This is a genomic window from Microbacterium deminutum, from assembly GCF_039530205.1.
Lineage (GTDB): Bacteria > Actinomycetota > Actinomycetes > Actinomycetales > Microbacteriaceae > Microbacterium > Microbacterium deminutum.
This window is the reverse complement of record NZ_BAAAOG010000001.1, coordinates 228,682-248,630: the sequence shown is the minus strand read 5'-3', so window position 1 is coordinate 248,630 and position 19,949 is coordinate 228,682. Positions and strand designations below refer to the sequence as shown.

Genomic DNA, 19,949 nt, shown 5'->3' with positions numbered 1-19,949 from the left:
GCAGTGATCCGGCGCACGCCAAAAGGGGCACCGGAATGTGGAACCTCACTAGTCTACGTGCAGCCCGGGCGTGTCGCAAACTCGGGCGTGTCGCGGCGCTGCGTGCGCGGCAGATTCCCAGGTGCGATCCCAGAACCGAGTGCGCGCCGGTGCAACGGGAAGGGGCCGGCCGTCAGACGGCCGGCCCCTTCTCACCGTTACAGCGTCGGCTTGGCTTCACTCCGACGGCGGCGGCCCACGATCAGCAGTCCGGCGCCGACGAGCAGTGCCAGGATCGCCAAGGTCACCAGCGGCAGGACGGAACTCGCACCGGTCGCAGGCAGCGTCGACAGCGCCACGGTCGCGTCGTCCGCGTCACGCCCGGTGTCGGTGGGATGGCCGAACGTGTAGTAGTCGACAACGCCGACGTTCGTGATCACGCTGGCCTTCGACGCCGGATTGACGGTCGCCGCGAGGGTTATCGTCGGCGCCGCGGACGCCCCGCTGTTCGCGCCGACGGGCTGCAGCGGACCGAACAGGTCGCACGTCAGCGTTCCGCCGTAGCCCGACGCGTTCTGCCCGGTCACCGCGCACGTGGTCCAGTTCGGGAACACGGTCGCATCGCCCTTGCCGGGCCACGTGACGTCGGTGATCTTGATATCCGACGGGATCGCATCCGTCACGACCACGCCGTCGGCGGCCGAGTCGTCACTCACGTTGTGGGTGGCGAGCGTGTACGTGAAGGACTTGCCGGGATCCGTCTTCGTGACACTCGCGTCCTTCTCGATCTGCACGTTGGAGTGCCGAGCGACGACGCACGCCTCGGATGCCGGCGGGTAGCTGACCTCGAAGGTCATCGAGGGGTTGACCGACAGCGTCGCCGTGGTGTCGAACCGCCACGCGTAGTCGAGCTCGGACGGATCGAGGATCAATCCGTTGAACACGAAGGCGAGCGGGGGGGACAGGGCGACGTCAGGCGGATACTCGATGCCGTCGGCGGGGTTGATGTACCCGCCGCCCGGACCGTAGTCGGATGCCTGCAGCGGGCGCCAGCCCGGATAGTCGGTGCTGATCCCGGATGGCGTGAACTGCGTTCCCACCCACGGGAACTCGTCAGCCACCGTCGTCGTCCCGCCGGGGTACGTCACCGTGACGCTCGTCGGGTCGGCCGCCGGGTCGAAGGGATCCGGCTGCCAGGCGAAGTTCACCGGCAGGCTCGCCAGGTTGTCGGTCTTGCCGAGGACGAACCCGATCAGCGGCGCATCGGCCACGCAGCGCGTGTACATGACCGCGGTGATGTCCTTGGTCTGCACCGTGACGCTGTCGCAGTTGTTCGAACCGTCGGCGTCGATGGCCGCCTCGACACATGCCGTGTTGACGTGGTCGGATTGGGGCAACGGCGGTGGGGTCGGCACCGGGTCATCCGCATTCAGATTCTGCACCGGCGGCGGCGCGACCCCACTCGGGTTCACCGTCACGGTGAGCCTGATCTCGGCGCTCGCCCCGAATGCCAGGCTGGCGGCGCTGAGATTCACCGTGTTCCCGGTCCCGACGAGCGCGGGCGAGTTGTCGTTCGACCAGCCCGGCGCTGCGCTCAGATCGATCGCGGTGACCGTGAAGCGGCTCGGGATCGGGTCGCTCACGTGGAGGTCCGTCGCGTCGCCGGTGCCGAGGTTGGTCACGGTGAGCACGTAGTCGAACGTGTCGCCGGACTCGAACGGGCCAGGGGCGCTCGTCGTCTTCTGGATCCCGACGTCCTCGAACTGGACGACCTCGCAGGCGTCGTCATGCGCGTTGAAGCCACCAGAGGTGACGGTCCCGGTGTTCACGACCACCCAGCCGGGGGTCTCGACCTGGTCGCACACCTGAGCGGGGTCGTCGGCGGTCGGCGCCCGAGTCACGTTCACCTCGGCCGTCACCGTGTACACGTGCTGCGTCACTCCGTTCGCTGCCGGATCGAACGACGCGTTGACGATCGTCCACGTGCCCGTGCCATTGAAGGTCGGGTTGTCGGGCGCCGGCGTGTCGCCGTTCGCGGCCGCTGCCGTCCAGTCGCCGATGAGCTCCACCCCTGCGGGCAGCGCCGGCGTGTCGGTCAGGACGTAGCCGAGAACCGGCTGCGGGTCGACCGTGGTGGCCGGATACGTCACCGTGATGTCGTAGCTGACCGTCCAGTGTCCCGTTGCGGGATCCTCGGTGGGCGTGCCCACCGTCGGCGACTTGTCGATCTCCGGGAAGATCGGCTCGGCACACGCGTCCGCCGGGGTGTCCTGGCCACCGGAGCTGAGCAGCGCCGTGTTCAGGAACCCGCCCGCGGTCGGAGTCTCACCGGGAACGCACGCTGTGGTGCCGCCCGTGACCGCCGCAGCGGTGACCTCCGCCACCGCCGTGACGGTGTACGTGTGGGTCGCGCCGGCCGCGATGGCCTTGCCTGTGGCGAGCGTTCCGGTGTTGCCGACGAACGTGCCCGACGACTCGCCCGACCACATGGCGCTGATGACGTTGATGTCACCGCCGAAGTCGAGCGTGTCGACGAGGTCGTACTTCGCCGACAGTCCGTCGGGGTTCGCCGGACCCTGCGGAGCCAGGGTCACCACGAGGTCGTAGGTGGTGGTCCACCACCCCGTGGCAGGATCCTGGTTCGTCGAGGTCACCGTCTTCGTGATCGTCGGGTACACCCGGTTGGCGACGGGGATGCAGTCCGAGCCGTCGATCGGGATGTCGCCGACAGTCAGCGTCGCGGTGTTGAAGAAGCCGCTGCCCGGCGTGCCGGTGCACTCCGCCTGGTTCGGGCTGAAGGCATTCGTCACCACCACGGTCCACGACACGCGGTACACGTGCGTCGCGCCGGCCGGCAGTGGCACGTCGGTCGCGAAGTCGGCGCCCGATGTGATCGGCACCACCGGCTGGCCGGCGATGTCGGTGCGCTGGGCAGTGCCCGCGCCGAGCGTGATGCCCGCCGCGAACGCCGGTGTGTCGGACAGCGAGTAGAACGTGTCGAGGCCGCCCGACGTGACGGTCACGTCATACGACACCACCCACGTGTCGGGGTCGGAGGCGTCCTGCACTGCCGAGACGCCCGCCTTCGCGATCGTCGGGAGCGCGGGCTCCGAGCAGTCGTTCGCGGGGATCGTGGTGCCGTTGACCGTCACCGTGGCGATGTTCAGGAAGCCGCCCGGGTTCGGGGTCGCGCCCGTCTGACAGGTGAGAGTGCCGCCGTCCCAGCCGGCCGCGTTGATCGTCGCGAGGACGGTCACCGTGTAGGTGTCCGTCGCCGAAGGCGCGAGAACCCGGTTCGTGGCGATGCCGAACTGGCCGGCGGAGCTGCCCGTCCCGGTCGTCGGTCCGGTCCACGACACGTCGACGATGGCGATGTCACCGCCGAACCGCAGCGTGTCGCTGAGGCTGTACACAGCTGCGAGGTCGGCTGACGTGTTGGTCACCGTGATGTCGTAGGTGACCCGCCACGTGCCGTCCACCAACTGGGAGGTGCTCGTCACGTGCTTCTGGATCGTCACATCGGGCGGTGTGATGTCGGCGCACGCAGACGAGTCATCGTTCGCCAGCCCGTTCGTCACTGTCGCGGTGTTCCACACGCCGCCGCCCTCATTGACCACCGATCCACAGGTGAGCGCGCTCACCGGCACAGTAGCCGCGACCATCACGGCACGCGACACGGTGTACGTGTGCGAGGCGCCTGCCGGCAGGGTTCCGGTGGCGAGTTCGCCGCTGCCGGCCCAGGCCGCGTTGCGTACGAACGTTCCTCCGCCCACTGCGACGGGGTCGGAAGCCGCCCACGCACCACCGGTGACTCCGGCGGGAAGCGCTGCTGCCGTGTCATCGAGGGTGTAGGCGAGCGGGATCGTCGACGGGTTCGACACCTCTACCGTGTAGCTGAGGGTCCAGGCACCGGTGGTGGTGTTCTGCGTCGACGGCAGCGCCGTCTTCTGGATCACGGGCTTGGCCGGGATGGCGCATCCGGTGTCGCTGTTCGTGCCCCCCGGGAAGGTGACCGTCGCGGTGTTGAAGAACCCGCCGCCGCTCGCAGGGGTGCACACCAGCGCGGTGGGGTCGACCGGTGTCTTGTTCGTCGATGCGGTCACGACGTACGTGTAGGTGGCGGTTCCGCCCCCTGCGATCGGAACATCGGTGACGTCGGGGCTGCCCTGCCACCCCTGAGTCAGAATCGTGAAGCTCGAGTCGAACGTCGGGACGTCGGTGAGCGAGAACGTCGTCGGCAGGGTGGCGCTGGTGTTGGTGACGGTGACGTCGTACGAGATGCTCCAGTCGCCGTTCGCCAGCTGCTGGACCACGCCGTCGCTCTTGACGATCGTGACCGGCACGAGGATGTCGTCGTTGTTCAGCGTGCACCTGACGTTCTCGCCCGGTGCGAGGGTGAGTGTCGGTGCAGCCTGCGTCGCGCCCGCGTGGCCCGTGCAGGACAGGTTGGTCCAGTTGTACGCCGCCGGACCGGACTCGCCGATCGTGTAGACGACACCCGCCTGCACCGGCTGCGCCGTGACCGCGGGGCTGCCGGTGGCGCCGGTCAGGTTCGGTCCGCCCGGCGTCGTCGCGGTCAGCGTCCAGGCAGTGGGCACAGCTGTGCCGCCGTTGTCGTTCGTCACGGTCTTGACGAGCGTCAGCATCGGCGCGACGTCGTCGTTCACGAATCGGTAGACCGGGTTGTCGAGGCCCGCCACCGTGATCTGCCAGTTGCCCGACCCGTCCTTCTGGGGATAGCCCAGCGGATCGGAGTTGGCGACGACATCCACCCAGGTGCCGCCGACGAACTGCTGCAGCTTCACGAACTGGTAGCCCGGCACCGTCGACTCGGTGAGGGTGTAGACGTGATCGGGACGCACCTCGAACGTGCTCGCCGGGACGATTCCTTCGGATCCGGCAACGGTGGTCGGAGTCAGACCGGTCAGCGTCGCGGGCGTCGCGGTGAGGCTCCACGCGCTCGCCGTCTGGGTTCCGCCGTTGTCGTTGACGACGTTCTTCAGCAGCGTCAGGGACGCGGTCTGGTTCACGAACGTGCACGCCACGCGATATCCGAGCGGCACATTGACACCGCCGTTGATGCCGTCGGAGAAGCCGCTGCCGGGCCACGGAGCCCCGGTCGCATCGACGCGGATACATGTGGCCGACCCGGTCGACAGCGGGTTCGACTGCAGGTTCGTGCGGTTGTCGGTCTGCACATACCGCGGATCGCCGCCGGTTTCGAACAGCTGGTAGCGAGCGTCGGGAGTGACATCCTGCGATGTCGCCGCGGGGCTCCCTGAGGCTCCCGAGAATCCGGGGAGCCCAGTGTTGATCGGCGGGATGGCCAGGAAGGAAGCGTTCAGCGTCCAGCTAGTCGCTGCAGCGGAGCCGTTCTGGACCTGCTTGAGCAGCGTGAGTGTGCTCCGGCAATCGACCGTGTTGGTGATCGTGGCGGTGTTGTGCTCCTGAGAAAGCGTTACAGGGAAGCCAGCGCCGACCGGGTTGCTCGTCGCGGTGCCGTTGATATTGGTCACGGTTGACGAAGTCGAGCACATCGCTGGGTCCGGTGTCGTCACCGACTCGGAGAGAGTCGTCTGGTCGCTCACGCTGTATCCGGTCCGGGTCACATCCCAGCCCTGGTCGGTGGCGCCGGCTGCGCCGGGCCCCGTGAGCTGGAGCTGAGCAGAGAAGTTGCTCGGCTGTGCGCCGTTCGCGTACGTCACGCCGTTGATGACCCAGGTCTTGCTGACGGTGATATCGGCAGGGGGGTTGGGCGCGCGGTTGTACACGGTGCAGCTGATCGCCTGGCTGCTGTCCACCTCGACCGTGAACCCGTCGGCAACGTTCACCACCGGTACTGCGGTTGCCGGGGTCGTGCTCAGGTTCATGCAGACGGCGTTCTGCCCTGTCACCGGTTGCAGCGTGAAGCCGGACTGCTGCGCCTCCGTGACCGTCATCGCGCCGGTCGTGGTGCCGCCCGGGAAGGTGAGCGGGTAGTTCACCGTGCCCGTGCCATCCGCCGTCGTCGTCTGAACTGCGGAAGGCGTCGTGATGGTCGAGGGGTTGATGGCGCTCGTGAACTGCCAGCCGGCGCCTGCGGGAACGGCGCCTGTGATGCTGCCGACAGGTGCCGAGCTCGGGACGATCTGCTTGGTGACCGTCAGCGTGCCCTGGCAGTTGCCGAGGGCGAGGTTGCGCAGCGCCGTGCCGACAGCCGCGTAGTTGGTCGTCTGGTAGTAGTCTGCGACGTCCCCGTTGCTGCCGTTGTAGGCAATCGGGCCGGAGATGGCGCGGATGTTGAGCGCGTTGGTCGCGCCCGTCGCGCCGCCGCCGACTCCGAACGTGATGACACGCGTCGGTGCCGGGGCTCCCACCGGACCCTCTTTCAGCGCGTTCGCGGAGAAGATGCCGTTCTCGGTCTCGCGGAACCGGTTGAGGCTGCCATTGCCCTGGGACGGCTGGTTGTAGGAGGTCGGGTTGCCGTCTGTGATGACCACGGCGATGTCGAAGTTGTTGGCGACGCTGTTGGCAGCCGCGGCAACGCCGAGCCCGCGGTCCCAGTTCGTGGTCCCGGTGGCGGTCCACGTGGCGTACCGGTTCTTGAAGGCGGTCCCCTGGGCGGGGGTCGTCACCGGCGTGAGGTTCGGGAAGTTGGCCGTGGCGCCGTCGGCGGGGCTGATGGTAGAGAACGAGAAGAGGGACATCCGCGACGGCGTGCCCTGTAGCGAGTCGACGAACGTGTTCGCGGCCGTCTTGAGGGCCGGGAGGGACGGCGCGACCGAGCCGGACAGGTCCAGGATCAGCGCGACGTCGAGACCGCAGGATGCCGGCAGAACAGGATTGTTGCGGGACTGCTGCCAGATTCCACCGGAAGCGGTCGCGACCGCACCCGACGAGAGCATGAAGTCGTTGGCGTTCTGCGACGAGTACGTGGTGTTCGCGCGAAGCTGGTCGCCGGTGCGGAACGTGTACTGCGATGCCGTGCTGGACGAGCCGGAGGAGTCACCGGTGCGCAGCGTGGGGTTGGAGTAGTAGCCGGCGGGAAGCGTCGACCCCACGACCCAGAAGCGCGCGTCGCGGTTGACGCCGGCGGGCGGGCCGGCCTGCGTCTCCGGAACGGTGAACGAGCAGTCCCCCTGCGCGTCCGAGGTGCACAATGCCCAGCCGGCGCCGAGGCCCGCGATGCCGTCCGGGCGAGTGCCGCTCGGGCCGGAGGTGCCGGTGTTCAGCAGCAGCACGCGTCCGGCGAGGGGGGTGACTCCGGTGATTCCCGTGCGGTCCGATCCGACCTTGACCGTGATCACGGCCGTGGTCGCCCCGGGAGCCGGCACCGTCGCGATCACCACGTCGCCGAGCGCGTCGGCGGTGGACTTCACAGTGGTCTTGCCCGACGAGTCGGCGGGATCGGTCGGCGTCGGGGTCGGAGTGGGCGTGGCATCGGCCGGGGGCGTCGTGCCGTCGGTCGTAGGCGTCGGAGTCGGCGTCGGCGTCGCCGTGTCGCCGGCTGGGGGAGTCGTGGCATCGGCCGGGGGCGTCGGGGTCGGAGTGGGCGTCGCCGTGTCATCCGCGGGAGGCGTCGTGGCATCCGCCGGAGGCGTCGGAGCCGCGGTATCGGTCGGAGTGGGGGTCGGCGTGGTGTCCGCCAGCGCCGGGCTGCCGACTCCGGTGAAGATGAGCGCCGCCGAGATCAGCGTGGCTACGCCGCCTGCGTACCAGCGGTGCCGGAGCACCAGCAGGCGTTCCCGCTCCCGCCCCAGCTCGGGTGAATCCGACCGTGTGAAACGCGCGTTGTTGAACATGACCCCGCCCTAGTGCCTCGTCCGACCGGACGCTCTGCACGCAGAACATCCGGGAACAGTGTCCTGGCCGACAACATCGTCTCCCCCGAGACGGTCGGGCACGTGCCCCACTCGCAAGCTAGTGGCGGCCCATGTGCCCGTCAAGCCCATTCAATGCAACGTTTGCGCATCGTCGGGCTCGTCGGGTCGGCCGCAATGAGCCCGTTCAGCGCGTGATTCCGGTCGTTCAGCGGGATGTACGGGCGCGACCCCGGGGTTTCCCCCGGGGTCGCCCCGACTTCTCGGGCTATTCGTTCCCTATCGCCTTGTCGGCCGCGTCACGCGCGCCGTCCACCTGCGGGTCCATGCCGTCGGGCGCGACCTTCTTGACGAAACCGGACGCGGCGTCCAGCGCGCCATCGCTCACGCCCTCGGCCTGTTCGCTCTTCAGCGCCTCGCCGATCTGATCCTTGTTCTGATCCAGGAATCCCTTGCCCTGGTTCACGAGATCTTCGATGCCCATCTCCACTCCTTCATCGCCCCGAAAAGGACGTCCGCAGTCATTCTGCTGTCGCGGGCCGGGGTGTGAACACCCCGGGACACGACGAAGGGGCCGGACCCGAAGGTCCGACCCCTTGTCGGTTGCAGAGTGTCTGCGCGCCTCTACTTGATGATCTTCGTGACCGTGCCGGCGCCGACGGTGCGGCCGCCCTCACGGATCGCGAAGCCGAGACCCTCTTCCATGGCGATCGGCTGGATCAGCTCGACCGTCATGTCGGTGGTGTCGCCGGGCATGACCATCTCGGTGCCCTCGGGCAGCGTGATGACGCCGGTGACGTCGGTGGTGCGGAAGTAGAACTGCGGGCGGTAGTTCGTGAAGAACGGGTTGTGACGGCCGCCCTCCTCCTTGGACAGGATGTACGCCGTGCCCTCGAAGTTGGTGTGCGGGGTGACCGAACCGGGCTTCACGACGACCTGGCCGCGCTCGACGTCGTCACGCTTGGTGCCGCGCAGGAGCAGACCGCAGTTCTCGCCGGCCCATGCCTCGTCGAGCTGCTTGTGGAACATCTCGATCCCGGTGACGATCGTCTTCTGCGTCGGGCGCAGACCCACGATCTCGACCTCGGAGTTGAGCGCGAGGGTGCCGCGCTCGGCGCGACCCGTCACGACCGTGCCACGGCCCGTGATGGTGAAGACGTCCTCGATCGGCATGAGGAACGGCTTGTCCTTGTCGCGGATCGGGTCCGGGATCGACTCGTCGACGGCGTCCATGAGCTCGACGATCTTCTCGGTCCACTCGGCGTCGCCCTCGAGCGCCTTGAGGCCCGAGACACGCACGACCGGGGCATTGTCACCGTCGAAGTCCTGGCTGGAGAGCAGCTCGCGGACCTCGAGCTCGACGAGCTCCAGGATCTCCTCGTCGTCGACCATGTCGCTCTTGTTGAGCGCCACGAGCAGGTACGGCACGCCGACCTGCTTCGCGAGCAGCACGTGCTCACGCGTCTGGGCCATCGGGCCGTCGGTGGCGGCGACCACGAGGATCGCGCCATCCATCTGAGCGGCGCCGGTGATCATGTTCTTGATGTAGTCGGCGTGACCCGGGGCGTCGACGTGAGCGTAGTGACGCTTGGGCGTCTCGTACTCGACGTGCGAGATGTTGATCGTGATGCCGCGCTGGCGCTCCTCGGGAGCGGAGTCGATCGACGCGAAGTCGCGCTGCACGTTGGTCTTCGACGGGTACTTGTCGGCGAGCACCTTCGAGATCGCGGCGGTGAGCGTGGTCTTGCCGTGGTCGACGTGACCGATCGTTCCGATGTTCACGTGCGGCTTGGTCCGCTCGAACTTGGCCTTAGCCACTGGGTCCTCCTCAGGACGGTCGTGTAGATCTTCCGGGCACTGGTTTGCGACCGGTTCTCTACGGGGATTGGTTTCCACCTTAGTAGAGGTGTCTGTGTGAAGTTGTGGGACGGATGCCGGGGCATTGGCCCCCGGCATCCGGGGCGATCACTCGCCCTTGTTCTTCTGGACGATCTCGTCGGCCACGTTGCGAGGAACCTCGGCGTAGCTGTCGAATTCCATCGAGTAGACCGCGCGGCCCGAGGTCTTCGAGCGCAGGTCGCCGATGTAGCCGAACATCTCGGACAGCGGCACGAGGGCCCGGACGACCTTGACGCCGGCGGCATCCTCCATCGACTGGATCTGGCCGCGACGCGAGTTCAGGTCGCCGATGACGTCGCCCATGTACTCCTCGGGAGTACGCACCTCGACGCCCATGATGGGCTCGAGGATCACGGGGTTCGCCTTGCGGACGGCCTCCTTGAAGCCCATCGAGCCCGCGATCTTGAACGCCATCTCGGACGAGTCGACGTCGTGCGCCGCACCGTCGAGCAGGATCGCCTTGACGCCGACCATCGGGTAGCCGGCGAGCACGCCGACGTTCATCGCGTCCTGGAAGCCGACGTTGACCGAAGGGATGTACTCGCGCGGGATGCGGCCACCGCTGACCTTGTTCTCGAATTCGTACGTCGTGTCGGGCGTCACCTCGAGCGGCTCGATCGCGAACTGGATCTTCGCGAACTGGCCCGACCCACCGGTCTGCTTCTTGTGCGTGTAGTCGTGGCGCTCGACGGCCTTGCGGATCGTCTCGCGGTACGCGACCTGGGGCTTGCCGACGTTCGCCTCGACGCGGAACTCGCGCTTCATGCGGTCCACGAGGATGTCGAGGTGCAGCTCGCCCATGCCCTTGATGACGGTCTGGCCGGTCTCGGAGTTCTGCTCGACGCGGAACGTCGGGTCCTCCTCGGCGAGCTTCTGGATCGCGAGACCCAGCTTCTCCTGGTCGGCCTTGGTCTTGGGCTCGATCGCGACCTCGATGACCGGCTCGGGGAACGTCATCGACTCGAGCACGACCTGGTGGTTCGCGTCCGAGAGGGTGTCGCCCGTCGTGGTGTCCTTGAGGCCGATGACCGCGTAGATGTGGCCGGCGGTGACCGAGTCGACCGGGTTCTCCTTGTTGGCGTACATCTGGAAGATCTTCCCGATGCGCTCCTTCTTGGACTTGGTCGAGTTCACGACCTGCCCACCCGAGTCCAGGTGGCCGGAGTACACGCGGATGTAGGTGAGGCGGCCGAAGAAGGGGTGCGTTACGATCTTGAACGCGAGCGCCGTGAAGGGCTCCTCGCGGTCGGCGTGGCGCGGGATGACGATCTCTTCGTTCTTCGGGTCGTGCGCCTCGATGGCGGGCACGTCGAGGGGCGATGGCAGGAAGTCGATGACGGCGTCGAGCATCGGCTGCACGCCGCGGTTCTTGAACGCCGAGCCGCACAGGACGGGGTAGACCTCGCTGTTGATCGTGAGCTTGCGGATCGCGCCCTTGATCTCGGCGACCGTCAGGCCCTCGCCGCCGAAGTGCTTCTCGAGCAGGTGCTCGTCGGTCTCGGCGACGGCCTCGAGCAGCATCTCGCGGTACTCGGCGGCCTTCTCGGCCATGTCGGCCGGGATCTCCTGGATCTCGTACTTGGCGCCCATGGTCACGTCGCCCTTGGCGTCGCCGGGCCAGACCAGTGCGCGCATCTCGATGAGGTCGACCACGCCGACGAAGTCGTTCTCGATGCCGATCGGCAGCTGCAGGACGAGCGGCTTGGCCTTCAGTCGGTTGACGATGGTGTCGACCGTGAAGTAGAAGTCGGCGCCCAGCTTGTCCATCTTGTTGACGAAGCAGATGCGCGGGACGTCGTACTTGTCGGCCTGGCGCCACACCGTCTCGGACTGGGGCTCGACGCCCTCCTTGCCGTCGAACACGGCGACCGCGCCGTCGAGGACGCGCAGCGAGCGCTCGACCTCGACCGTGAAGTCCACGTGGCCGGGGGTGTCGATGATGTTGATCTGATTCTTGTTCCAGAAGCAGGTGACGGCGGCCGACGTGATCGTGATGCCGCGCTCCTGCTCCTGCTCCATCCAGTCGGTGGTGGCGGCGCCGTCGTGCGTCTCACCGATCTTGTGGTTGGTGCCCGTGTAGAACAGGATGCGCTCGGTCGTCGTCGTCTTGCCGGCATCGATGTGCGCCATGATGCCGATGTTTCGGACCTTGTTGAGGTCGGTGAGCACTTCTTGTGCCACGGGGTGTCCTTACTTGTGGTTTTGGAGCGGTTTCAGGCGTTCCGTCTCGCTTCGCTCTGCGTTTCGACTCGCTTCGCTCGCTCAACGACCGTTTGGAATGCGGTCGTTGAGCGAGCGGCATCGCCGCGAGACGGAACGGCTTACCAGCGGTAGTGCGCGAAGGCGCGGTTCGACTCGGCCATCTTGTGGGTGTCCTCGCGGCGCTTGACCGCGGCACCCAGGCCGTTCGAGGCATCCAGGATCTCGTTCTGCAGACGCTCGGTCATCGTCTTCTCGCGACGGCCCTTCGCATAGCTCACGAGCCAGCGGAGTGCCAGCGTGTTGGCGCGGTGAGGCTTGACCTCGACCGGCACCTGGTAGGTCGAGCCGCCGACGCGACGGCTCTTGACCTCGAGGGTGGGGCGCACGTTGTCGAGCGCCTTCTTGAGGGTGACGACGGCGTCCTGGCCGTTCTTCGACTCGACACCCTTGAGGGCGGTGTACACGATCGACTCGGCGAGCGACTTCTTGCCGTCGACGAGGATCTTGTTCACGAGCTGGCTGACGATCGGTGCGCCGTAGACCGGGTCGTTGACGACGGGGCGCTTCGGGGCGGGTCCCTTACGAGGCATGTTCCTTAACCCTTCTTCGCGCCGTAGCGGCTGCGAGCCTGCTTACGGTTCTTGACGGCCTGCGTGTCGAGCGCGCCGCGGACGATCTTGTAGCGGACACCGGGAAGGTCCTTCACACGGCCGCCGCGCACCAGCACGAGCGAGTGCTCCTGCAGGTTGTGGCCCTCGCCGGGGATGTACGCGGTGACCTCGGTGCCGTTGCGGAGCTTGACACGGGCGACCTTGCGCATCGCCGAGTTCGGCTTCTTCGGTGTGGTCGTGTACACACGGGTGCAGACACCCGCCTGCTGCGGGTTCGCCTTGAGCGCCGGTGCCTTGGTCTTCGAGACCTTGGGCGAGCGACCCTTGCGAACCAACTGCTGAATGGTTGGCACGTTCTCTCCTATGTTGTGCTGCGCGGTTCTGTGGGGTTCCGCACAGGTGCTGCACGGTGACAGCGGTCGTGTCTCCCCCGCGGCATCCGGATCTTGCGATTCGTGACGCTGCGGGCTCACATTCATCCACCGGCGAGACATGATGGTGTCGCGCCGTTGTGTGGTGGATATGCCGTGGGGGTGATCTGTTCGCAGATCGTTCCCTGAGATGTGGTGCTCGCCACCCTGCCGATTGCCGAGGCACGTCAGAGGGCGCGCGCGAGCGCACACGCGGTCAATGATACGCGACGGGTGGAGGGGTGGTCAAACGAGCCCGAGTCGCCTCAGCCGATTGCCAGCAGCACGATCAGCGCCGCTCCGGCGACGACGATGACGATGGATGCCGCGACCAGCACGAGCAGGGCGAGACGGCGGCTGCGCCGCCTCCGGGCCGCGTCCTCGGCGGCCGTGTCGACCACGGCTTGGGGAGTGCGGGCGACGGGGGTCGTGCGCGGCACGACGACGGGTGCGGGAGGCCTCACCGCCGAGACCGCGCGCGTGGGCGCGGCAGCGGCCCGCGCAGCCGCTGCCGATTGCGGAGCGGCTGCGGTCGGTCGGGGGGCCTCGGCCCGCCCCTGGCGGCGACGCGACTCGCGTCGCGCGATGACGGTCGAGCCGTCGTCGGTGAGATCCGCGGCGAAGCCCTCGGCATGATCGCGGTCGTCGGGCGCAGACCGTCGGGGGGTCGTGGACTCGTCGACGCCGTCGGTGCGGGTGATCCGCTCAGTGGCGTCGGATGCGTCCGTCACCCATCGCTCCGCTGCAGCCGGACCTCGGCATCCCCGAGCAGGAAGCTGTCGCCCGCCTCGACCGCGACGCCGGGAGTGGCCTCGACCTCGGTGCCCATGAGAGTCGCGAACAGCACTCCGTTGGTCGAGTCGAGGTCGGTGATGTACCACGCGTCGTCACGGAGCTCGAGACGTGCGTGCGTCTTCGAGACGGTGCCGTCCTGGATCGCGATGAGCTGCGCGCCCGGGAACTCGGGATCCGCGACGGGGCGGCGTCCGAGGATCACCACCTCGGTGCTCAGCGGGATCGCCTCGCCGGAAGGAGGCACGAGCGACCAGGCGGTGCGGCGCCGGCTGGTGATCACCGTCTGCTCGATCGCCTCCTCGGGGATCTCGGGCCGCGAGTGCAGCGCCGAGACCGAGCCGCGCGCCGAACGCGGGGATCCGGCATCCGGTGCTCCCACGATCGCGGACACGGGTCCGGAGGTCTCGGCGAACGCCCCCGGCTCGGCCATCGGCGATCGCATCGGCGCCCACGGCTCGGCGGGCTGCGCCGCCGGCGCCGGCGCCGGCGCCGGGACGTGGGTGACAGGAGGATCGGCGGCAGGTGCCTGCGCTCCCCTGCGGGGTCCCGCACCCAGCGGACCCGCGGCCACCTCCTCGTCGGCGTAGTCAGGGGCCACAGGGATCGCCGAGATGGGGCTCGGCGCACCGGGGACGGCGCCGGTCACTTCGCCGGTCAGCTCGTCGGCGGGGTGAAGTCCCTCCCACCGCTGCGCCGAGGATGTGTACGACGGCCTCGGCGGCACAGGCGGAGAGGCGGATGCCGCAGCCGAGACGGTCGGGATCGCGGGAGCCGGAAGGGGCGGGGGCGGAGGCGGAGGCACCCAGCCCGTGGTGGACGCGGCGGGAAGCGGGGGCTTCGGCGGCGGCGAGGCGACGTCGCCGGCCGCGTAAGCCCGCGATGGGCCCGCGGACGGGGGCTTCGGCGCATATCCGGCCTGATCGGTGATCCCGGCGAGGAACGCCAGGCCGTCGTCCGTTTCGGCCGACGTGCGTCGCGTGCCGACCGGTGCCTCCGCGCCGACCCAGCGGCTGGCTCCGAAGCCGATGACCGATGCCCACACCGGCAGCAGGAGGGCGGCGAGCACCGTCATCCCGGGTCCGAATCCGAATGCCGCGCCGATGCGGTGGCAGGCGATCACCACGGCGACCCACACCGCGATGAGGCCGGCGAACGGGATCAGCGCGAGCAGCAGCAGCCAGCCCGACAGGCCGCCCAGCCGCAGGAGCACGACGAGATTCAGCACCGGCACCCAGGCTCGCCAGGGCTCCTCGCCCGACTTGCGGAAGACCGCCGTAAGTCCGAGCGCGAGCCAGACGTAGAACACGACGAATCCCACGACGGCGAGCGTCGTGACAGCGAAGTACGTGGAACCATCGGTGGCTGTCATGGTGTGAGGCGCACGGGCTCGGTGGCCCGGCGCTTCCCCCTCTCGGCGAAGCGCTTGCGGGCACCCGGGTCGGGCGCCACGTGACGGATGAACGATCTCAACGATACGGTCGCGGCGAGCCTTCGCCAGAGTCCGCGATCCCGTGCGAACCGGCGGCGCTCGTCGTCCACGATCCGCCAGAATGCCACGGCGTCCTCGTTCGCGAGCGATGCGCCCGAGAACACGGCCTGATCGGCGACCACGGCGAGCTCGGCGGCAGAGGGTGTGGCGAGGTCGTCGGCGAGCTCCGGCCGGGTGCTCGCTCGCGGTGCATCGCGACCCGCGTCGACGGCGGCATCCACGTACTCCTCCCAGCCCCCCGCGATCCGCACGACGGGATCGCCCTTGCGGCGGCGCGCCCGGCGCCTCACCGCCTTCGCGCCGATCACGACCAGGAACGGACCGAGCGCCAGCACGGCGATCAGCAGCACGATGGCGGCCGTGCGCAGCACCGGCCAGAGCCAGGCGAGGTCGACTCCCGCCGGCTGGTCGGGCGGCGTGTCGGCGCCGGAATCGTCCTGCACCGGCTGCGGCGGCACCACCGCCTGCACCGAGTCGGGTCGCACCTCGGTGACGTTCTCGGGGTCGCGCTGCCGGGTGACCTCCAGGCTCGGCGACTGCGCGTACTGCGGCGTGACGTCGACCGGGATCCACTCCCCCTCGGAAGACTCCACTTCGGTCCACACCGCGAGATCCTGCGCCCGGCACGCCCCGTTCCGGCACGTGGGCAGGTCCGGGTCCGAGGCGGTGAGGCGGGCGCCGACGACCACGCGGGCCGGGAATCCGAGCTCCCGGGCGATCATGGCCACTGCGACGGCGAACTGCTCGTCGTCTCCGACGGCGGCGACATAGTTCCCGGATGCCGCGGCCCGCGGATCCGTCTCACGCTCGAGAAGGCGTGTGAACAGGGCGTCGATGCGCGCCAGGGAGTGTCCGGAGGCGCTGGGCTGGAACCGGTAGCCCGGCAGCGACTGCGTCCAGAGCGCGGGCTTGCCGGCAGACGGAAGTCCGTGGCTCAGGTAGCCCCGCTCACGCAGCAGCGAGACCAGACCGGCGAGGGCTCCGCCGCCGGAGCCCGTCACGTGCTTCTTGACCCAGGTCCGCAGGCTCTCGGGTGCGGCGACGCCTTTGCTCACCTCGCCGGGTGCGTCGATCGCCGACAGGTCGACGCGAGCCGGCTCCACACCGTGCAGGATGTAGGAGTCGCCCCGCTCGAGCCCGCTGCCCGCCGTCTCGACGCCCGCCGACGCGGCGGCGCTGTAGAAGAAGCGATCGGCGAGGGACGACGCCCGGGCCCCGATGAAGTCGACCGACGACAGCCGGCCGGCGGTCGGCATCCAGATGCCGTTCAGACCCTCGATCGTGACCTGCGCCTCCACCGGCGCGCCCGGACCCGCGTCGAGCTCCGAGGGGACTCGAACGAAGCGGCCGGCCTCCTGCGAGTCGGACCCGCCGCTGCGGTAGGTCTCGCCGTCATAGGAGTCGAGGGTCGCCAGGCGGACGCGCTCGGGAAGGACCCCCTGGGACGCGACGGTGAACAGCACGTCATCGGCGCGTGCGTCGGCGAACAGCGCGCGGTACTCCGCGAGCGGGCTCACCGCGGCCGCGAGATCGACCTCGGGCCCCACGGCCGCGCGGAGCACGTCGCGCTGCGCGCCCCGCGCCACGGCGGGAACCAGCGCGACCACGACGACGAGCGCCACCGCGATCATCCCGGCGCCGAGCGCGGTGCGTCGGCGATCCGCGGTCGACGGCCGTCGCGACACCCGGACCCCGCTGAACGCCGCGGCCCGCTGGAGGGCACGGAAGCGTTCCTCGTGCGTGCGCCACGCGAGCCACAGCAGGCTCGTGAGCAGCGTCGCGAGGCCGAGCGCGGTCTCCACCGGGGCGTACAGCGTGATCGGTCCGACCGTCCAGTCGTCGCTGACCGTGGTGCGGCCGAAGAACAGGCCGAACGAGACCATCGCGATCCCGACGGGTGCGGCAGCGTATGCGAACGCGTCGCGCCGCCACGACAGCAGGAGCATCGCGCACGTGCCGGCCAGGAAGACCACCAGAGCCGGAACCAGCAGATTTCGGTACGACCCGACGGGCAGGTCGACCGTGACGAGATCCTTCCACGCCAGCAGCACGCCTGTGGTGAGCTCGCCGACCCCTCGGAGGATGTCGGCGGGCGCCCCCACGCGCGACGGCACCGCGAGCGGCACCCCGGCCACGAGGAACGCCGCTGCGACCACGCCGGCCGTCAGCCAGCCGGGCCAGCGGCGACGCCGGGCGACGACGGCGATCGCGGTGGCTAGGGCTGCGCTGACCGCGACCAGCACGACGAGCGACCAGTACTGGTAGACGGGCCACGCTGCGACGGCGGCGAGCACCACGACGAATGCGCTGTAGAGCGACCCCGCGACCACTCGCGGCACGATCCGCGGCACCGGGGAACTCTGCGTGCCGGCATCCCGCGCGCTCATCCGGTGGCCCCCCGCACCAGAAGGCCCGACAGATCGTCGATGGTGCCCACGGTGAGCACCGTGAGTCCGGCGAGCGTCTGCATGCGCGGATGCGCGTGCTCGTCGCAGATCACGGCGACCACCGTCGTGTCGACGGCGAAGGTGAGGGCGGCCTGCCGCAGGCGGGTGAGAGGCACCCGCGAGCCGACGACGAGGAATGCTATCGACAGACGGTCGCCCGACTCTGCGGTGAGGCGGCACACCTCCGCGACGGGCATGGTGTTCTCGAGCCGGTCGACGCCGCTGAAGGCGTCGAGCATGGGCCGGGGCGAGCCCGAGGGGAGGTTCGTGATCGCTCGGAGCCGGCCGCGCACGACGCGAGGAATCTCGGATCCGGTCACGATGGCGACATCCCGGGCGTCGCGCACCGCCCGAAGGCCCAATGATGCCGCGCAGGACACCGCGAGCTCGAACTCGTCGGCATCCGAGTACTCCGCCTCGGCGACCGCGAGCACGACCGCCATACGGGATCGTCGGGACTCCTCGTACTGGCGCACCATGAGCCGCCCGGTCTTCGCGGTCGACTTCCAGTGGATCTGCCGGCGGGAGTCCCCCGCCGTGTACTCGCGGATCGCGTGGAACGACATGTCGGAGTCGACGAGGCGGCGTGTCGGACTGCCCTCCAGGTCGCGGATCATCCCGGCGCTCGTGGACGGCAGCACCGTCGTGCGAGGATGCACGTACACCTGGTGCACGTCGGCGAAGGCGTGCTCTCGACGCAGGAGGCCGATCGGATCGCTCCTGACCGTCGTGGCCGGCCCCACCGCGACGACGCCGCGGGCGAGGGCGGGGATGACCAGGGGCTGCGCGACGGTGTGCGCCGGCCGCAGCAGCGGGACGCCGAACTCCACCAGGCCCCGGCCCACCGGAAGATCGATGCGCCCGGGCAGCGCGATGCGCCGGCCGTGATTGCGGACCACGATCTCGCCGGTCACGCCGTCGCCGGCGACCACGCGCTCGTGCGCGAGGGACAGCTCCACGTCGTACGAGCGCGCGCCGAACAGGAACGGGACGCTGGCCGCCAGCAGCAGGAGGGATGCCGATCCGGCGACCATCCACTCCACCCAGCCGAACACGACACCGACCGCGAGCCCGACCGTCGCCGCGAGGGCGACCAGGACCCCCGCGGGCCGCACCGTGCGTGCACTCCAGGCCGCGGCTGCGGCGAGCGCAGCCCGCCAGGCACGCCATACCCCCGCCCACCACACGACCCCGCGGACCAGGGCGCGGTCGCGGCGCGCGGACGTGACCGCGGTCGCGGTGACCTGCGTGAGGGCATCCGGGCCGGTCGCAGCCGAGGTGCGGGTGAGTCGGGAGTCGGTGAGGCTCATACGACCTCGCGGCGACTCGGCGGTGCGACATCCAGCAGGACCTGTCCGATGACGGCCTCCTGCGACACCCCGTCGAACTCCGCCTCGGGATTCAGGATCAGCCGGTGCGAGAGCACGGCGGTGGCGAGGGACTTCACGTCGTCCGGCGTCGCGTACGTGCGGCCGAGCGAGGCCGCGCGGGTGCGCGCCGCGTGCGTCAGTGCGAGTGCGCCGCGGATGCTGACGCCGAGCCGCACCTCGTCAGCCGACCGCGTGCTGTCGACCAGACGCGCCACATAGTCGAGCACGAGCGCGTCGACGTAGACCTGGGCGGCGAGGTCCGCCATGCCGATGAGGGCCTCGGGGGTGATGATCGGGCTCAGGTCCGCGGTGGGCACGGCGGCGCCGTCGAGGATCCGGACGGTGGAGGCGTGGTCGGGGTATCCGAGCGAGGTGCGCATCATGAATCGATCCAGCTGCGCCTCGGGGAGACGGTAGGTTCCCGCCTGCTCGATGGGGTTCTGCGTCGCCAGCACGAGGAACGGCACGCCGACTGCACGCGAGACGCCGTCGATCGTGACGAAGCCCTCCTCCATCACCTCGAGGAGCGCGGACTGCGTCTTCGGGCTCGCCCGGTTGATCTCGTCGGCGAGCACGATGTTGGCGAAGATCGGGCCCGCGTGGAACTCGAAGACGCCCTCCTTCTGGTCGTACACGCTGACGCCGGTGATGTCGCTGGGCAGAAGATCGGGCGTGAACTGGATGCGGGTGTTCGTGCCCTGCACCGATTGCGCCATCGCGCGGGCGAGCGAGGTCTTGCCGGTGCCGGGCACGTCCTCGAGCAGCACGTGGCCGTCGCTCAGCATGGCGGTGAGGACGAGCTCCACCACATGGCGCTTGCCCAGGACAGCGCGCTCGACGTTGTCGGCGAGCCGGCCGAACGTCTGCGCGAACCAGGTCGCCTGCTCCTGCGTGATGGTCATCGGGCTTTCCTTAGCTGTGACGGGTGTCGTGGGTCCGGCGGGGCGG

The 19,949-nt window shown here is 69.2% G+C and carries 11 protein-coding genes; all 11 read right to left on the bottom strand.

The features are described 5' to 3' along the window. Positions 1 to 197: 197 nt before the first annotated feature. The 11 genes from ABD212_RS01035 to ABD212_RS00985 all read right to left on the bottom strand — a co-directional run bounded on the left by ABD212_RS01035 (position 198) and on the right by ABD212_RS00985 (position 19,903). Positions 198 to 7,760: an LPXTG cell wall anchor domain-containing protein gene (locus tag ABD212_RS01035; RefSeq protein WP_344090290.1), complete on the bottom strand. Its 7,563-nt coding sequence runs from the start codon at positions 7,758 to 7,760 to the stop codon at positions 198 to 200. 286 nt (positions 7,761 to 8,046) lie between these two features. Continuing rightward, a complete protein-coding gene (locus tag ABD212_RS01030) occupies positions 8,047 to 8,262 on the bottom strand; it encodes a hypothetical protein (protein ID WP_344090288.1) in 216 nt (71 codons plus the stop codon). A gap of 140 nt (positions 8,263 to 8,402) precedes the next feature. Beyond that, entirely contained in the window at positions 8,403 to 9,596 is a 1,194-nt protein-coding gene (tuf, locus tag ABD212_RS01025) for an elongation factor Tu (protein ID WP_344090286.1), read from the bottom strand. 147 nt (positions 9,597 to 9,743) lie between these two features. Then, positions 9,744 to 11,858 carry an elongation factor G gene (gene fusA / locus ABD212_RS01020; RefSeq protein WP_344090284.1) on the bottom strand — a complete coding sequence of 705 codons (2,115 nt, stop codon included), beginning with the start codon at positions 11,856 to 11,858 and terminating at the stop codon, positions 9,744 to 9,746. Positions 11,859 to 11,998: 140 nt separating this feature from the next. Further along, on the bottom strand, positions 11,999 to 12,469 hold the full coding sequence (gene rpsG / locus ABD212_RS01015; RefSeq protein WP_344060058.1) for a 30S ribosomal protein S7: 471 nt from the start codon (positions 12,467 to 12,469) through the stop codon (positions 11,999 to 12,001). Between the two features lie 5 nt (positions 12,470 to 12,474). Then, a complete protein-coding gene (gene rpsL / locus ABD212_RS01010; protein WP_018171438.1) occupies positions 12,475 to 12,843 on the bottom strand; it encodes a 30S ribosomal protein S12 in 369 nt (122 codons plus the stop codon). 323 nt (positions 12,844 to 13,166) lie between these two features. Then, complete coding sequence (locus tag ABD212_RS01005) at positions 13,167 to 13,631, bottom strand: hypothetical protein (RefSeq protein ID WP_344090282.1); 465 nt, start codon at positions 13,629 to 13,631, stop codon at positions 13,167 to 13,169. Continuing rightward, positions 13,628 to 15,064, bottom strand: a complete 1,437-nt coding sequence (locus tag ABD212_RS01000) for a DUF5684 domain-containing protein (RefSeq protein ID WP_344090280.1) — start codon at positions 15,062 to 15,064, stop codon at positions 13,628 to 13,630. Before ABD212_RS01000 ends, ABD212_RS01005 begins: the two co-directional genes overlap by 4 nt. Then, a complete protein-coding gene (locus tag ABD212_RS00995) occupies positions 15,061 to 17,535 on the bottom strand; it encodes a transglutaminaseTgpA domain-containing protein (protein ID WP_344090278.1) in 2,475 nt (824 codons plus the stop codon). Before ABD212_RS00995 ends, ABD212_RS01000 begins: the two co-directional genes overlap by 4 nt. Positions 17,536 to 17,567: 32 nt before the next feature. After that, positions 17,568 to 18,941 carry a DUF58 domain-containing protein gene (locus tag ABD212_RS00990; protein ID WP_344090275.1) on the bottom strand — a complete coding sequence of 458 codons (1,374 nt, stop codon included), beginning with the start codon at positions 18,939 to 18,941 and terminating at the stop codon, positions 17,568 to 17,570. Continuing rightward, positions 18,938 to 19,903: an AAA family ATPase gene (locus tag ABD212_RS00985; protein ID WP_344090272.1), complete on the bottom strand. Its 966-nt coding sequence runs from the start codon at positions 19,901 to 19,903 to the stop codon at positions 18,938 to 18,940. Before ABD212_RS00985 ends, ABD212_RS00990 begins: the two co-directional genes overlap by 4 nt. Positions 19,904 to 19,949 lie beyond the last annotated feature (46 nt).

Bases quoted from the DNA above. Each gene is read 5' to 3' on its own strand.
- ABD212_RS01030 (WP_344090288.1), bottom strand. From the start codon at position 8,262: ATGGGCATCGAAGATCTCGTGAACCAGGGCAAGGGATTCCTGGATCAG.
- ABD212_RS00985 (WP_344090272.1), bottom strand. From the start codon at position 19,903: ATGACCATCACGCAGGAGCAGGCGACCTGGTTCGCGCAGACGTTCGGC.
- ABD212_RS01035 (WP_344090290.1), bottom strand. From the start codon at position 7,760: ATGTTCAACAACGCGCGTTTCACACGGTCGGATTCACCCGAGCTGGGG.
- ABD212_RS01000 (WP_344090280.1), bottom strand. From the start codon at position 15,064: ATGACAGCCACCGATGGTTCCACGTACTTCGCTGTCACGACGCTCGCC.
- rpsG (WP_344060058.1), bottom strand. From the start codon at position 12,469: ATGCCTCGTAAGGGACCCGCCCCGAAGCGCCCCGTCGTCAACGACCCG.
- ABD212_RS00990 (WP_344090275.1), bottom strand. From the start codon at position 18,941: ATGAGCCTCACCGACTCCCGACTCACCCGCACCTCGGCTGCGACCGGC.